The sequence below is a fragment of the Candidatus Defluviibacterium haderslevense genome, from assembly GCA_016712225.1.
In the GTDB taxonomy this organism is placed as follows: Bacteria; Bacteroidota; Bacteroidia; order Chitinophagales; family Saprospiraceae; genus Vicinibacter; species Vicinibacter haderslevensis.
In genome coordinates this window covers 121,040-137,456 of record JADJRL010000003.1, presented here as the reverse complement: position 1 = coordinate 137,456, position 16,417 = coordinate 121,040, and the positions used below count along the sequence as shown (strand labels likewise).

The 16,417-nt window shown below is 35.0% G+C and carries 11 protein-coding genes; 4 read left to right on the top strand and 7 right to left on the bottom strand.

Annotation, left to right across the window (positions count from 1 at the left end; genetic code table 11):
• Window positions 1–158: 158 nt before the first annotated feature.
• The 6 genes from IPK88_00795 to IPK88_00770 all read right to left on the bottom strand — a co-directional run bounded on the left by IPK88_00795 (window position 159) and on the right by IPK88_00770 (window position 5,766).
• Window positions 159–776, bottom strand: coding sequence for a nucleotidyl transferase AbiEii/AbiGii toxin family protein (locus IPK88_00795; protein MBK8241934.1), 618 nt, complete (start codon window positions 774–776; stop codon window positions 159–161).
• Entirely contained in the window at window positions 754–1,002 is a 249-nt protein-coding gene (locus tag IPK88_00790; protein ID MBK8241933.1) for a hypothetical protein, read from the bottom strand. The genes IPK88_00795 and IPK88_00790 overlap by 23 nt, the downstream gene beginning before the upstream one ends.
• Window positions 1,003–1,552: 550 nt before the next feature.
• The gene (locus IPK88_00785) at window positions 1,553–1,807 is read right to left on the bottom strand and encodes a GlsB/YeaQ/YmgE family stress response membrane protein (protein ID MBK8241932.1); all 255 of its coding nucleotides are present in this window, start codon (window positions 1,805–1,807) and stop codon (window positions 1,553–1,555) included.
• Window positions 1,808–1,935: 128 nt separating this feature from the next.
• On the bottom strand, window positions 1,936–2,649 hold the full coding sequence (locus IPK88_00780; GenBank protein MBK8241931.1) for a copper homeostasis protein CutC: 714 nt from the start codon (window positions 2,647–2,649) through the stop codon (window positions 1,936–1,938).
• Between the two features lie 61 nt (window positions 2,650–2,710).
• On the bottom strand, window positions 2,711–3,319 hold the full coding sequence (locus tag IPK88_00775; GenBank protein MBK8241930.1) for a superoxide dismutase: 609 nt from the start codon (window positions 3,317–3,319) through the stop codon (window positions 2,711–2,713).
• 110 nt (window positions 3,320–3,429) lie between these two features.
• Window positions 3,430–5,766, bottom strand: coding sequence for a gliding motility-associated C-terminal domain-containing protein (locus IPK88_00770; protein MBK8241929.1), 2,337 nt, complete (start codon window positions 5,764–5,766; stop codon window positions 3,430–3,432).
• A 185-nt stretch (window positions 5,767–5,951) separates the two neighbouring features.
• Between IPK88_00770 and IPK88_00765 the strand changes: the two genes are divergently transcribed.
• The 4 genes from IPK88_00765 (at window position 5,952) to IPK88_00750 (ending at window position 14,884) form a co-directional block, all read left to right on the top strand.
• Window positions 5,952–7,730, top strand: a complete 1,779-nt coding sequence (locus IPK88_00765; protein ID MBK8241928.1) for an ABC transporter ATP-binding protein — start codon at window positions 5,952–5,954, stop codon at window positions 7,728–7,730.
• A gap of 262 nt (window positions 7,731–7,992) precedes the next feature.
• Entirely contained in the window at window positions 7,993–11,193 is a 3,201-nt protein-coding gene (locus tag IPK88_00760) for a PKD domain-containing protein (protein ID MBK8241927.1), read from the top strand.
• Between the two features lie 146 nt (window positions 11,194–11,339).
• Window positions 11,340–13,208: a T9SS type A sorting domain-containing protein gene (locus IPK88_00755; protein MBK8241926.1), complete on the top strand. Its 1,869-nt coding sequence runs from the start codon at window positions 11,340–11,342 to the stop codon at window positions 13,206–13,208.
• A 140-nt stretch (window positions 13,209–13,348) separates the two neighbouring features.
• A complete protein-coding gene (locus IPK88_00750; GenBank protein MBK8241925.1) occupies window positions 13,349–14,884 on the top strand; it encodes an oligosaccharide flippase family protein in 1,536 nt (511 codons plus the stop codon).
• A gap of 2 nt (window positions 14,885–14,886) precedes the next feature.
• On the opposite strand, the gene IPK88_00745 is transcribed toward IPK88_00750, so the two are convergent.
• Entirely contained in the window at window positions 14,887–16,410 is a 1,524-nt protein-coding gene (locus IPK88_00745) for an aldehyde dehydrogenase family protein (GenBank protein MBK8241924.1), read from the bottom strand.
• Window positions 16,411–16,417: the final 7 nt, after the last annotated feature.

Below are 16,417 nucleotides of genomic sequence, written 5' to 3'. Positions count from 1 at the left end.
TGAGCTGAGTTTATTTATTCATAGCAGCATTGAAAACTTATAGTAATACGTGCTATTAAATTTTGTTTAGATATTGACAAAAATAATATTTGTAATTTTAAATATTATTTTTGGCTTAAAGTTTTAACACATTAAATTGTTAGAATTTAATTTCAATTTTATTTGCAGGTATCAGTGATGCACTTTTTTATTTCTATCCAATTTTGATTATAAGGTGAATGCCCTTGAATGTCTGGATCGTTTTCTGCATCTTCAAAATACAAGATACTACGTGATAAGATATATAATTGATGTGCATCATATTTTTGGATAAACCATTGAAGTAATGTTCTCCAACTATATTTTTTTAATAAAACATAAACATCAAAAAAATCTTTCTTTTTACCTATGCCACAAACAGTATGTAATTTCATCGCCGCTATATCCGCGATACTATAATAGTTAACTCCATCCATGGTTTTAAAGGGCTCTAAAAGTCTTGCTGGATCATGAATAAAATCACACTTTATTTGGTTAATAAATCCAAAAAGCATTCTGCTGTTGTTCTCAGTATATTGAAATTGATATACTTGACTTGTTTCTAAAATAATTTCTAACTCTTTTACATTAAATTCATAAGGACAAAAGAAATCTAGATCTACTGATGTTCTGTGTCCTATTTGCAATGCCAATGAAGTTCCACAAGCCAGACCGAAATTGTTTTTAATAAATGACGTTTTAATAATTTCTTGCAGAAGATTGTATGTGGTCTTATCAACTGTAGTAAGGTGAAGCATTCAATTCAGTTATAGGTATATTATAAAAATGACTGCAAAAATGCACGGTTTTAGGGTCCAGCACTTTGCTTTTTTTCAATGCTGCAATGATTTCTTCTTTACTATATAATTGTTGTAAATAATAGAAATCTTCCAGTAAACCTCTACTGATAACTCGTTCAATAATGAAATTTTTGTGTAATTCAGTGTCTATTTTTTCAATAGAATAATCCCAAAACAAAAACAATGAAAATCTTCCCGCTTTAACTTTTTAGATAGAATTTCTTTGGATAAAAATTGATAATAACTTGTCATTGTTATTCTTTATGAATGGCAAAGATATCCCATTTTTAATTAATTCATCATAATTTAATATTAAGAAAGATTCATGTTAATTATAATTATTAACAAGTATAACTGAATCTATTTTAATAAGAAAAACAGGCTTTCATCTGTCTGTAAAATACACCTAAAATAAATGTGTTAAAATTTTATGAATACAATCTTTTTTAATAGCATATGGAATAAAATAGTCACTTCAACTTTTGATTACATTTAAAATTAAATAAATTATTTTCTTTTTATCCAATCTAATGGTAGAGTCTGACAATTTCTATTCATTGTAGTTTTATAGCAATAAAATTCTGCCATAGATTCGATTACACAGGAAGAGAAAGTTTCCATGTAAAAATATACCCCAACCATAAGATTGAGTATAATTTTGAATTTATCCTAGAATTATTAATGTAGCCTTTAGCCTAAGCAAATTGGTCTTTGATACTCTAATATCTTAAGTACTATGCCTTCTTAACCAAGCCGATAATAACCAAAACCAACAAGGCACCACACACTGAAGTAATGATCGTTCCAACAATTCCAGAAGCAAGATGAATGTTCAAAACACCGAACAACCATGACCCAACAAAAGCACCGATAATGCCTAATACAATATTGCCCAAGAGACCAAATCCGAAACCATCTTTGATTTGTCCGGCAATCCAACCCGAAACAGCACCAATCAAAAGCGTAACAACTAATGTAGTAACATCCATAATTTTTGGTTTTAATGTTTAAGAATGGATAAATATAATACTAATTTTTAATTAATGGTAATAAATATGATTGTAAGTTCAAGTTAATTCAATTCAATTGCCTTGGAGTAATTGGTAGATTGAAGACCTTAAGACTTTATGAGTTTCAGCATTTCTATCAATTCATTTTCATCTACCAGCTCCTCTTGGCCAAGCGCCAGTGTGCTTGAATGTTGAATGGATTTTTGTTTTAAGGATGCATGCACCCTTTGAGCTCCGGTATCATTGATGATGGCTTGTACGTTTTTGGTATGGATTCCACATCCAGGCATGATCCTAATTTTATCTTCATACGTGTCTATTAATTGTTTGAGCATCTCTCTCCCTTCCCATGCCGTTTTATGTTGACCTGAGGTCAGCAATCGATCTATTTTTAATTCCATTAAGTGATTTAGACTATGAAATGGATCAGCAACCATATCAAATGCTCTATGAAAACATAAGGTAATGCCCATTGAATTTGCAATGATTTCTTCCATAAATGCAACATCAATTTCATTGGTATCAGTAAGCGCACCAACAACTAAAGCATCTGCACCCAGATCAATGGCTACACGAATGTCTTCGAGCATTAATTGTTTCTCCATTGGGTTGTACACAAAATGTCCCAAACGAGGTCTGATGAGTATGGCCAATTCTTTTCCGAAGATTTTTCGCGCGCATTTTATATGGGAATAAGAAGGTGTAATGCCACCATGATTTAAGTCCTGACATAATTCAATAGCATCAACAGCATGATGATCCGCTATTTCTACAGATCTGATATCCGCAGCACACAATTCAAAAAGGATCTTTTTTTTCATAAGAATAAAAAAGGCTGCCTCGAAATCAGCAGCCATTATTTTTTAGATATAACTTAAATTACTATTTGAATTTGTGATATCGTTTAGCAACAGTTTCCCAATTAATTACATTGAAAAATCCATTGATATAATCGGGTCTTCTATTCTGATACAATAGATAATAAGCATGTTCCCATACATCTATACCCAGTACAGGCATCCCGCCACAGCCAACATTTGGCATTAGCGTATTGTCCTGATTGGGTGTAGAGCAGATCTCTAGTTTTCCACCCGGATGTACACACAACCATGCCCAGCCTGATCCGAAACGGGTAGTCGCAGCTGCTGCAAATTTTTCTTTGAAAGTAGCAAAAGAACCGAATGTTTCTTCAATGGCTTCTGCTAATTCACCGGAAGGTTCGCCACCACCATGGGGAGACATCAATTCCCAAAACAAACAGTGATTGTAATAACCTCCTCCGTTATTTCTAACCAGCATATTATTCATGTCCAATTGGCTCAGTAGGTCTTCAATGGACATGTTATCCAATGGTGTATCTTTTATCGCATTGTTCAAATTATTGGTATAGGCAGCATGGTGTTTTCCGTGATGGATTTCCATAGTGCGGGAATCTATATGAGGTTCCAAAGCATTTACGGGATAAGTTAACTCAGGTAATACAAATGGCATATTATGTGTTTTTAGTTAAAATACACAACACCAACTTAAAGGTTTAGTTCTAAATTGTGATTTATATTTGATTAAAATTTTGTCTCCTTCTATTGGTGTCGATCAATCCTTTATCTGACTAGAGTTAAATCACCATGCGCTTTCACAACTTCATCATCCAGAAATAAACCTTCAGCATACCAAACATATACTCCAGGAAGGGCTAATTGAGATTGTATGGTTCCATCCCATCCTGAAAAGGGGTCACTAGGTACTAAGTCTTTTTTATCAAAAACCAAACCACCCCAACGATCATAAATTTGTAAGCGCTTGATGGATTTAAGGGAACTGGTTCCAAAAATAGTAAAAGCATCATTAATATGATCCCCGTTCGGTGAAAAAACATTGGGAGCAAATATCCGTTTGTCTTTAATAACGATGACCGTAATGTAGGCTTCAGTACTGCAACCATCTTTGGAATAAACGGTCACTTTGTAGGTTGTATTATTAACGGGAGATGCCGTGGGATTAGCACAAGTATCGCAAGATAAGTGATCAGCCTTAACCCAAACTATTCGATCCAGATTTGTTGTGGTTTTAAAGAATAATACGGTACTGTCTCCGAGTTGTATTTCTCGTTCCAGATCCATAGTAATGCTTGGGATAATAGCCGCAATTAATTCAATAGAGTCGTATACTTCACATCCATTTTCATCTCGAAGTGTAAATTGGTATTTTCCTTCACCCAATGAATTGTATGTACGCACAGAATCTTTATTCACACCATCTAAAAAAATAGCATAGGGTTGAACCCCACCTGATAAAGATTCGATTTGGATACTCCCGGTTTCTGGTCCTGAACAATTGGGTGGTAGGCTTTTTAAGGAAAGTTTTAAAGGTTTGGGCTCAATCAACTCAATGTGGTCTTTTATGTCACAGCCATTATCGTCTGTAATCGTTATATCATAAATACCGGTTGAAAGATTTTGAATGGAATTGGTCACACTCCCATTAGACCATTGGTAATGATAGTTTCCTTGACCTCCGTTCGTTAGTGCTATAATCTGACCGGATTGATCTCCGGCACATTTTATTTGATAACCTTGGTAATCCTTGGATACCAATTTGCTTTGTAATATTGGGGGCTCATTGACTACAGCTTGGATCAATTTAATATTTCCGAAATTATCTTCTATTTTTATAGAGTATAGTCCGGCGGTAAGATTTTTAATCGTGTCGGATTGATTTAACTGGAGTAAATTTCCAGATCCCAGATAATTAGAATCATCAATTTTTTCGATGGTATAATGAAATGGCGGTGTTCCGTTATTGACCGAGATAATAATACTACCATTGGATTCACCAAAACATCTGATGGGGATGATTTGGGGTGTACTTTGAAGATTGCATTGTATCATGTTTATGTTAATCTTCAAAAGACTGTCGCATCCAAGAAAGTTATTTAAATGATGCTCATAAAGTCCACTGGTGGTATATATTTTATTGGCTAATCGCAAGGTATCTCCTTGACAAAGGTTGATAGAAAACGTAGTTGTATCCAAAGGATTTACCTTCAATTCTAGATTAACAGTGCTGTCACATCCATTGTCAGCAAGCAAGTGGATGTTATAAATTCCGGTTTTGCAAAAATTAAAAGTATCCACAGAATAACAATCACCGGAACATATATTGGGCTGTAATAAGGTTTTTTTAGTGGGAAGGACTTGGATGGTTTTGCAAGTGGGCAGAGCTTCACTACATGCATTGGAGGCTACCACGCACAATTGAAATTCACCACTGCTATTTGCTGCAATGCTCACTGAATCTCCGGAACCATAATATTTACCATCTATAGTCCAGGTGTAAATAATAGCCCCAGATACACCTTCACGTTTAAACGTATAGGTTCCTCCCTGACACACATTAAAGTCACCAAATATATCACCACTTACTGTTAATGGTGCAACTTTGGTTGAGCCTTTGGTAACGTGTACATAATAATCGCACATGTCAGCCATATTCCCATCGATCACGAAGTAATAATGTTGACCTACAATCAGCGGGACCGTATTTTTAAATATCCTAGTAGTATTTTCTCTTACGTCTCCATCACATTCTGAAACCAATTGAAAGGTTTTACAATCATTGCTTTTGTAAATTCCAATTTCAAGCCCAGCACCACTATTGCAATTGGAAACTGTAACCTCCAAAGTTAAATCAACAGTACCTGCTATAAAGGCTATCCACTGAATATTATGGACAGTTCCGGTACAAAATCCCGGAGGTGCCACTCCTTTTAGAAAACTGGAGTTGCGCCCTGTGAATCCATCGATATCACAAATAATACAAGCTTCTTGACAGGTCGGCGTCATCAATGCCGGATTACCACAAATCATAGGCTGACCAATACACGAGAAAGAAAATAATAAGAGAAAGGGAAGCTGTGTCCAGAAATTGTGGTTTTTCATGATGGCGTATAAAGATAGTCCAATGTACGAATTTTTACGAATTAGGGTTGCTTCAACTGGCAATAGATTAAAATAGGATGTCCATCCAGACATTTGATCCAATGATTTTATGCAAGCTCAGGTCAAATTCTTTAAAGTCTTTTCACTAAGGCTAAACATTCTTTTTAGATTGATGTTTGCCCAATATGAAAATATTATTTCATTATTTAAAACCTTATCAGGGTTTAATATTCATTACCTTAATACTTGCCGCGATCAATACAGGTTTCTCATTGTGTGATCCTATTATTTTTGGAAAAATTATAAATCTCGCCAACCAACATGCGACTAATCCTGGAGGTTCCTCTTCAGATAGCTTTTTTTATGCCTTTTCATGGTCGTCACCTGGTGTCATTTTTTTGTTGTTGTGTTCTGTTTCGGTTGCGATGATCAGTCGTATCGCTAAGAACTTTCAAGATTATTTTTTGAATGTGGTGGTGCAGAAATTTGGTGCACGGGTATTTACGGATGGATTACAACATGCCATGAAATTGCCCTACGCTGAATTTGAAGATCAAAGAAGCGGTGAGACTTTAAGCGTTTTACAAAAAGTTCGTACAGATGTAGAGAAATTAATTAATAATTTTATCAATATACTTTTTGGTGTATTGGTAGGTATCATTTTTGTCATGACCTATGCTTCTTTGTACATACATTGGAGCATACCGATTGCGTATTTTTTTGGGATGTTATTATTAACATTTATAACTAATGTTTTAAGCAAAAAAATTAAGCGAATTCAAAAAATTATTGTTGGTCAAACAACAGCGCTGGCAGGTAGTACGACAGAATCACTTCGCAATATTGAGTTGGTAAAAAGTTTAGGCTTGACGACTCAGGAAGTCGAGCGATTGAATAAGAATACGTACAAAATATTAGGTTTGGAATTGACCAAAGTGAAGCGCCTTCGAAGCATAAGTTTTATCCAAGGCACTGTAGTCAATACTTTAAGGCAAGTGATTATGTTTGTTCTGATGTATTTGATTTTTAAAGACCACATGAATGCGGGTCAGTTAGTCACGATGCAGATTTTTTCCTTTTTTGTATTTGGGCCATTACAGGAAATTGGCAATGTCATTTTATCTTATCGGGAAGCGGAAGCATCACTGAATAATTTCCACCTTTTAATGCAAAAAACCCCTGAATCTATGCCGCTTTTACCCGTGCATTTAGGTGAGATCAAAACATTACAATTTAAAAATGTAGCTTTTCAACATAGAAGTTCCAGTCATAAAGCCATCGATGGAATTAGTTTTGATGTAAAACAAGGTGAGACCGTAGCTTTTGTTGGTCCGTCAGGAAGCGGTAAATCTACCCTGATGAAACTGTTAGTAGGATTGTACCGACCCTTGGAAGGAAGTATATCTTTTAACGGAACGGATGAGCATTTAATCAACTTTGAAGAATTGCGCAATCAAATTGGATTTGTAACTCAGGATACTCAATTATTCTCTGGCACCATTCGCGAAAATTTACTTTTTGTTAATCCACAAGCCACAGATGCTGATTTAATGGATGTTTTGAATAAAGCGAGTTGCACCAATCTCATTCAACGAGCCGACAAAGGATTGGACGCTATGATCGGCGAGGGCGGGTTGAAATTATCAGGTGGTGAAAAACAACGATTGTCGATAGCTAGAGCATTATTGCGCAAACCCAATATATTGATTTTCGATGAGGCTACTTCTTCGTTGGATTCATTAACTGAAGAAGAAGTGAGTTCTACAATTAGAGAAATATCTTCATTGAAAGAGCAAATAACAATTCTAATTGCGCACCGATTGAGCACTGTAATGCACGCAGATCGAATATTTGTTTTAGAAAAAGGCAAAGTTGTGGAATCCAATAATCATGATCAATTACTTGTCGAAAAAGGTTTGTACTATGCCATGTGGCGTCAGCAAATAGGAGAGCGAAGAGTGTGACATTTTTGTAATTTGATATTTTTCAACTTGTTTATGAAAAATTTAGCTTAAGATGACTGTAATAAAAGTAAAATCAACTATTGATTTGATAGGGGAGTGCTTAGTTCATGTTCCAAGCTTTTAGCAAATTTATCTATAAGGTTTAATGAAATTTAAAATGTTAAATTTTTGAAATAGCCTAGGATTTATATACCAATTGTTAATAAATGATCTATTTTATCCTTACATTTGTCATTCATTGAAATTAAATACTTGTATAAATATGAAGAAATTTTACGTACTCCTAAGTTTTGTATTAATGGTTCTAGGACTGCATGCGCAGGACATAACCATTACCACTCAAAGATTAGAAAACAATCCGGAACTTGGACTCAAGTTCAGAAAATGTGAAGAATACCATGTCGACATTGCTTCCGTTCAGGCGGCAATTCAGCAAATCAACAAACCTGTAATTAAGTTTGAACTTGCCCTTTCAGATCGCAAGGTAACTATGGATTTTATTGAATATAATTTAATTAAACCAACAGCTAGGTTGAGAACCAACCTTCATCCAAACAGTCCTTCCGAAGTAATTAATCCATCGATCAGAACCTTTAGAGGTAATGTGTTAGACGCTAATGGTGGTTTTGCATCAATGACCATTGCTGATCAATATATCTTAATCGTTTACCAAATAGGAAAAGATGTGTTTTATCTGGAACCAACTGTGATTGGGGGCCAAACCAATTTAGATGGTAATCTTATGCTTTATAAAACTTCAGATGTTATCATATCAGAAGGTTTTAAATGCGCATCAGAACAATCCAGTCAATTCAAAAAAGAAAATGTTCCAACACAAAATGTAGACATTGCTTCTCGAAATGGTACTTGTTTTGAATTATCAATTTCCTTAGCGTGTGATTTTCGTTTTGTAAATCAACAAGGTGGAGTACCTGGGGCTCAGGCTTCAATGATTGCTTATTTGAATTTGGTATTGACAGATTGGGAGACTGTTGATCTTGGAACTGATTACTATTTTTTGCTTTCAGATATGTTTGTTCCGATGGATATTGCTTCAGATCCATTTTCTGCATCAACAGATTTTAATTCTATGTTATCCACTTTTCAATCAGTAGCACCTACCATTTTTACAGGACCTTTTAATGTAGCAACAGCATGGACGAATAGATTTGCCGGTTTAGGTGAAGCTTTTTTGTCTTCAGTTTGCATGGCTAATCCATTTAACGTTTCTTCAAGCTTTTATGGTGCAGCAGCCATTGCTCGAAACTCTCAATCCCATAATTTAGGCCATAATTTTTCTGCTGCGCATTCATCTGGTGGATATATAATGGATGCAGGCCCAACAGGTTCAATAGATTGGGACCTTAACGCTGAAAGAGCAATTGCAACTTATTCATTTTTACAAGCAGGGTGTTTAATTGAATGTAAATCTGTAAATCCTTTGCCGGATATTAAATTTATGGCTAAACCGGATTCTTTTGGTTGCGTGCCATTAACCGTACAGTTTAAGAACCTTACCACAGGTGGAACTATGTACAAATGGGAATTTCCCGGCGGTACACCGGCCACATCCACAGACGTCGACCCTATTGTAGTTTACACTAAAGCTGGGAATTATGATGTGACCCTTGAAGCTAAAAATCCAAGATGTTCTAGCAAATTAACTGTTTTACAATACATACATGCCAACGATGTTCCGGACCCCAATTTTATTTATGGTGATCCATTCAGAGATTGCGTTTTCGAATTTTTTGATCAGTCATTACGTGGCGAGGTGTGGAGATGGAATTTCGGAGATGGTAGTCCAATCGAAGAAGGTGAATATGTTACTCATGAATATACCAAAGAAGGTTTTTATGATGTAACGTTGACGGTAACTAATGCATGCGGCACCAAGTCGATTGTTAAGAAAATAAGATGCGCTAAAGTCCCAACTGCGGATTTTACTGCTGACACCACTTGGGGTTGCGCTTCTAAAACCATCCATTTCAAGGATCTTTCCAGTAGTAATGTACTCAATTGGACTTGGAGTTTTCCAGGTGGAACACCTAATGGATCAGCTGTTAAAAATCCTATAGTTACCTATACTCAACCAGGAGTGTATAAAGTTAAATTGACGGTCAATGGATCAGTATATAATGCTACTGAAACTAAAGAAATGTACATCACCATTGATAGTTTACCGATTGCAGATTTCTTAGTTAATATTAATGGTTTTGATGTTGATTTCACAAATCAATCCACTAATGCTCTTTCCCATACATGGAACTTTGGGGATGGAAGTAGTCTTAGTTCTGAAGCCAATCCGAAACATACTTATAAAGATGGAATTTATGATGTGACCTATACTGCTACAAACGCTTGTGGAAATACTGTCATTAAGAAATCAATCACCATTGTAATTAGACCAATCGCAAGTTTTAAAACTAAAACACAGACCGGTTGTGTTCCATTTACAGTAAATTTTGAAAATACGTCTACGATAACAGCTACTGATTTTATTTGGACTTTTCCTGGAGGAACGCCTTCCACAAGTACGGATAAAAACCCTGTAGTAGTATATAACACTGTTGGTAAATTTGATGTTAAATTGGTAGCAAAAAATTCACTTTCAGCCGATTCTCTTACCAGTTCAGAGTTTATAAAAGTTGAAGATAGACCCATCTCAGATTTCCAAAACAATGTCACTGGATTTGTTTGCTTTTTTACAGATAAAAGTATCAAAGCATCTAAATATTATTGGGAATTCGGTGACGGAAAGACCAGTACCTTGCCTTCACCAAGTCACAACTATGGTGTTGAAGGTGAGTTCGTTGTAAAATTAATTACTGAAAACTTTTGCGGCTTTGATACTTTAGAAAGAAGAGTTGCAATCTATTTGATTCCTAAAGTTAATTTTACTTCAGATGTTTTCAAAGGATGTGCACCGTTTAATGTGAATTTTCAGAATACCTCTTCCATAGATGTTAATGACTGGGATTGGCAATTTGAAGGTGGAACACCAAATGTTTCAAAAGATGCGAATCCATCTGTAACCTTCAAAAAACAAGGAAAATATACCGTTAAGCTTACGGTGAAGAACAATAACGGAACAAATTCAACTACTAAAATCAAGTATATTGAAGTTGTATCTCCGGTACTTTGCCCTGATAGACCAAATAAGAAGAAATTAAAAATACCCAATAATGGATTGTCTTCAGAGGAAGATCAATTATGGAATAGAATAAATGATAGTGAATCAACGATCATTTTTCCTAATCCTACGGATAATCTAATCAATATCAAGGGTTCAGGTCTTCAATCTTATGAATTGGTAGATTTTTCGGGAAAACAAATGAGTACGGGTTTGTTGACTGAAGGATTGAATGCCGTGGACGTTAAAAATATTGATGCCGGGGTGTATTTATTAAAAATCGTTAGTCAAAACGAAAGAACTGCTACTAAAGTTATTATTGCTAAATAATGTTGATAATTTTAACATAATATACTAATATATATAATATTATAAATTAGTATATTATGTTATAAGTTAAAATAATATTTACCTTATTATGTTTTTAAATAATTTGTTACCTTTAAACCTTTATAAAAAATAGTTAAAATTTAAATATGAAAAGATTAGGAACACTGTTATTAATGAGTGTATTAGTTGGTTTTCAGCTTAGCGCACAGGCTGTTTTGTGGGGTGGACCAAATGACCCAAATTCTACTTTTGCAAATGGCCTAGGAGCTTGGACAACAATAGAATTAGGTTCTTCAGCAGGTAAAGCACTTTGGACATATTCGGCATCCGGTACAAGTAAGGGTTATTATTCAGATTTGTCAGGAAGCATTATTTCTCCGAGTTCTGCAGATGGTGCAGCGATATTTGATTCTGATTTTTTAGATAATGGTGGTATTGCAGACAATGACGGTAATGGATCAGCACCAGCACCACACAAAGGTGCTTTAGTGAGTCCGGTTATTGATTGCTCTACATTTAGCAGTGTATCTCTTGCTTTTTACCAATATTATCAGAATTACACTTCTACATGTACTATAGAGGTGACTTCTGATGAAGGAAAAACCTGGACTTCATTTCCGGTTAATGAAGAAGTACGTTATGGTACGGGTACTTTTAGAAACAATAAGAGAGTGGTAGACATCACTTCTGCAGCAGCTCTTAAATCCAAAATGCAATTCCGATTTGTTTTTGAAGGAGATGGATATTTTTGGACAATTGATGATGTAACTTTAATTGAGCTACCGGATAATGATTTAGCGTTAATTACCCCATACTATTTCCCATTTACTTATGCGCAACCTAAATCACAAATTTGTAATGATGAGTTCAAATTTTCAACTACGGTTAGTAATTTAGGAAAATCAGCTCAAAAAAATGCATTATTCAAAGTTGAAATTCTGGATAAAGATAGAACTACCGTTTTGTTTACTGATGAAACGCAAGTAGCTAACATGGATCCTACTGATGATAATATCACCATTAAGACCAACAAGACTTTTATCCCAAATAATTTGGATTTTGGTAAGTATTACATTCGTTGGACTTTCAATGGTGGAAACACTCCTGATTATAATCCAAATGATAACGTAAGAACGGATTCATTTGAAATTACAGTAAATAGCTATAGTCGTGAACCAGGCATTCGCACAGGTGTAAGAGCTAATGAAAGAACAGCATTTGTAGTTGCCAGTCAATATAGAACTCCAAATTGTTGGACGAACAATGACAGATTTAAAGTGACCAATGTAGAAATGGCTTTTGCAGTAGGAAGAAAAGCAAGCATTAATGGTTATACTACCAATATTGGGTTTTATAAAATCAAGGATGAAGTGAGCCCTAATTTTTTAAATTTTGATAGAGAAAAAGGATTAGCCAGTACTTCAATAGAAGCTATAGCAAATCAAGCCTTTACCGGAACCAATGAGTCTTCATTTACCTTGTTTCAAGTTCCTTTGAAAAATGATCAGGGAACTGATATAGAACTTGCTGCAAATACCAGATATTTTTTAACATGTTCACATCCTGAAGAACCAAGTGATGATCCGGATAGTTGGCATTTTCACGCTGCTAGCTTAGAGAAAAATTATGAAGGACATCCTTTTGCTGTTCCTGTAATCGATAATGAAGGATATTGGTTAGAGTCTTGGCCTGATGGTGATGCACCAGTATTAAGATTGTCTATTGGTGTAATAACCAAAACTGATGATCATCCGTTAGATGAATCTGTGTTAAACATATCACCTAATCCAGTTCAGAATAATGAAGTAAAATTTAATGTAAAATTTGGAAAAGCTACTGATGCCAATATTACATTATTCGATATGAATGGTAAAGTATTGAATTTCGAACCTCACAAGAGTGTTTTGAATCAAACAATATCACTTTCTACTTTGAATTTGGCGTCAGGTGAATATTTTATCAGAGTTTCTACACAAGAAGGAACAAAAACAAAAATGTTCAGTGTGATTAAGTAAATTCTTGATACTTTGTATTTGAAAAATAAAAAAGCTTACCTCATTCAGGTAAGCTTTTTTATTATAAATAAATTGAATAGAAATAGAGATTAACTTTGAAAATGATTAAGTTTTAATTGAGTGGTTCTTAATAATATTTCATGGGTATAGTACGCTCGCAAAGTTTGCGCTCTTCCATATTGATTTACTTTGGAATGCTTATTGGGTATCTTAACCTGATCATTCTGATGCCGCGTTTTTTTACACCGGAACAAATAGGAATGACCAGAACCATCATTGTCATTTCATATGTGTTAACTATATTTTCAGATTTAGGAGCCACTCCAATCATGTATCGTTTCTTTCCAATCTACTCCAAAAGAAACGCTACGGATTTTTTATTCATCGTTTTATTGTTGCCCATGGCAGGATTTTTTCTGACTACAGGGATTACATTTATTTTTCAGGATGTTGTATTCTTTAGCATTTTTGAGAAATGTCCACCCTTTAAAGAATATTTATTTTTAATTTATTTAACTACATTTTTTACTTTAATTACAGGCCTGGGAACCAATTATTGCGCCTTGCATTTAAAAACGATCATTCCTCGATCTGTAGCAGAAATATTACCAAGGTTAGGAAATACGATCTTGATTTTATTATTTGCGTTTAATTTCATTTCCTTTAATACTTATTTTATACTTTTTGCCATGTTGGTCGGAATGGCTGCATTGTTTATTTGGGGATATGTGATATATATCCAGCAATTCAAGTTTGAATTTAAATTGAGCCCGATCACAAAAAGGGTCTATAAAAAAATGTTGATTTTTGGTTTTGTAGGTATACTTGGAAATTCTTTTTCGACCATAGTAAATTACATTGATACTTTAATGCTGGCAGGTATTAATGGCCAACAGGATGTGGCCATCTTTAATATAGGATATTACATCATTAGTATTATTTCAGTGCCTTATCTGTCTATAATGGCTGTTGTCACGCCTTTACTTGCTAAGGCCATTCGGTTTAAAAGATGGCACGAAGTCTTAAAATATTATCAACAGACTTCATTGAATAATATGATCATCGGCTCATTCATATTTGTTTTATTACTCATTAGTTTTGATGATCTGCTTCAGTTGTTGCCTGAGAATCAAGGATATGATAAAGCTATTTATATTGTTCTGTTCTTGGGTATCGGACGAATTATTGATATGATGACAGGTTGTAATTCTGAGATCATAGCTTATTCAAAATACTATTGGTTCAGTTTATATAGTTTGTTGATCGTGTCTGTCTTTTGTATTTTTTCAAACTATTTTTTTATCCTGCATTACGGAATTAAAGGTGTGGCCGTATCTGCATTTATAAGTTTGATCTTATTCAATGCAAGCCGTTTTATTTATATTTATGCAAAATTAAAAATTCAGCCATTTACGAATTCCACAGGTTATGCCATTGGGATCATATTGGTATCTTCAGGTCTGACCTATTGGTTAACACGTTTTATTAATGTTCACATAGAGGACCATAGTTTTGTATCTGCTGCTATAAATGTTACCATTAAAAGTTTACTATGGATGGTTCTGTTTTTACCACCCATCTTACTGTTTAATGTTTCAGAAGATATTAATAAATTTTATAATATGATTTGTGCTAGATTAACCGGTCTTATCCGATCTGTTAAACTTGGTTCATAATTTTAGAAATCAAAACTTATGCCTTGAGCCAGAGTTAGTTTCTTGCTATAACTAATGGTATTTGTTTGTCGTCTCATGTATGCTTTCCAGGCATCGGAACCTGATTCTCTACCGCCACCAGTTTCTTTTTCTCCTCCGAATGCGCCTCCAATTTCTGCACCGGAAGTTCCAATATTGACATTGGCAATACCGCAGTCAGAACCTGAGGCTGAAAGAAACATTTCCGCATCGCGCATATGTTCAGTCATTATAGCGGAAGACAAACCTTGAGGTACACTATTTTGGATAGATATAGCTTCATCTAAGTTGGTGTATGTCATCAAATATAATATGGGTGCAAAAGTCTCATGATGAACTATGGGTAAATCATGCGCAACTTCAGCAATACATGGTTTAACATAACATCCACTTGTATACTCTGGACCATCTAACACACCACCTTCTATAATAAATCGACCGCCTTGTTGTTTTATAGCCTCAATACTATTGAGATATAATTGAACTGCATGTTGATCAATAAGTGGCCCTAAGTGAGAAGTAGCAAGCAAGGGATTCCCAATGTTTAATTGTTGGTAAGCCTTAGATAAAACTAGTTTTACTTCATGGTATATCGAATGATGTATAATTAATCTGCGTGTAGAAGTGCATCGCTGTCCTGCAGTACCAACTGCACCAAATACGATAGCTGGTAAGACCAATTTAAGATCTGCACTGGGTGTAATAATAATAGCATTGTTACCACCAAGTTCTAATATTGATTTTCCAAAACGATTGGCTACTTCTACACCAATAGCTCGACCCATTTTAGTGGACCCAGTAGCAGATATCAGTGGAATTCGGGTATCCTTGGTCAGCCATTCACCAACGTGAAAATCTCCATTTACCAAGCTGCATAATCCGTCTGGAAGCTCATTGGCTTTTAGGATTCGATTGACTATTTTTTGAACTGCGATAGAACAAAGTGGTGTTTTTTCAGAAGGTTTCCATAGGACAACATTACCGCAAACCCAAGCCAGGGCAGCATTCCATGCCCAGACGGCAACAGGAAAATTGAATGCAGATATGATCCCTACAATTCCAAGTGGATGCCATTGTTCATACATTCTGTGTTCAGGTCTTTCTGAGTGCATCGTCAAGCCATATAACTGCCTGCTGAGTCCTACAGCATAATCACAGATATCAATCATTTCTTGAACTTCGCCAAGTCCCTCTTGAAGACTCTTGCCCATTTCATAAGAGACCAATTGACCAAGATGTTCTTTGTGCTTTCTGAGCTCATCTCCTAATTGTCTGACAAAATCTCCACGTTTTGGTGCAGGTATATTCCTCCATACTGAAAAGGCTTCTTGTGATCTGTTGATTATGTTATCATAATCTGAATGTTGACAAATGCCAACATGTCCAATGATTTTCCCATCAACAGGAGACATTGAAGTAATAAAATCAGTAGGGTGGTATGAAGTTGTACCACTCCAAGCTCCCGAATTTTTATTATCTAATTCGAGTTTGGACCATAATTCTTGCATGTTAATA

Excerpts from the sequence above, each read along its gene's own strand:
- IPK88_00765 (MBK8241928.1), top strand. The coding sequence starts at position 5,952 with ATGAAAATATTATTTCATTATTTAAAACCTTATCAGGGTTTAATATTC.
- IPK88_00775 (MBK8241930.1), bottom strand. The coding sequence starts at position 3,319 with ATGCCATTTGTATTACCTGAGTTAACTTATCCCGTAAATGCTTTGGAA.
- IPK88_00755 (MBK8241926.1), top strand. The coding sequence starts at position 11,340 with ATGAAAAGATTAGGAACACTGTTATTAATGAGTGTATTAGTTGGTTTT.
- IPK88_00770 (MBK8241929.1), bottom strand. The coding sequence starts at position 5,766 with ATGAAAAACCACAATTTCTGGACACAGCTTCCCTTTCTCTTATTATTT.
- IPK88_00750 (MBK8241925.1), top strand. The coding sequence starts at position 13,349 with ATGGGTATAGTACGCTCGCAAAGTTTGCGCTCTTCCATATTGATTTAC.
- IPK88_00760 (MBK8241927.1), top strand. The coding sequence starts at position 7,993 with ATGAAGAAATTTTACGTACTCCTAAGTTTTGTATTAATGGTTCTAGGA.
- IPK88_00745 (MBK8241924.1), bottom strand. The coding sequence starts at position 16,410 with ATGCAAGAATTATGGTCCAAACTCGAATTAGATAATAAAAATTCGGGA.
- IPK88_00795 (MBK8241934.1), bottom strand. The coding sequence starts at position 776 with ATGCTTCACCTTACTACAGTTGATAAGACCACATACAATCTTCTGCAA.
- IPK88_00780 (MBK8241931.1), bottom strand. The coding sequence starts at position 2,649 with ATGAAAAAAAAGATCCTTTTTGAATTGTGTGCTGCGGATATCAGATCT.
- IPK88_00785 (MBK8241932.1), bottom strand. The coding sequence starts at position 1,807 with ATGGATGTTACTACATTAGTTGTTACGCTTTTGATTGGTGCTGTTTCG.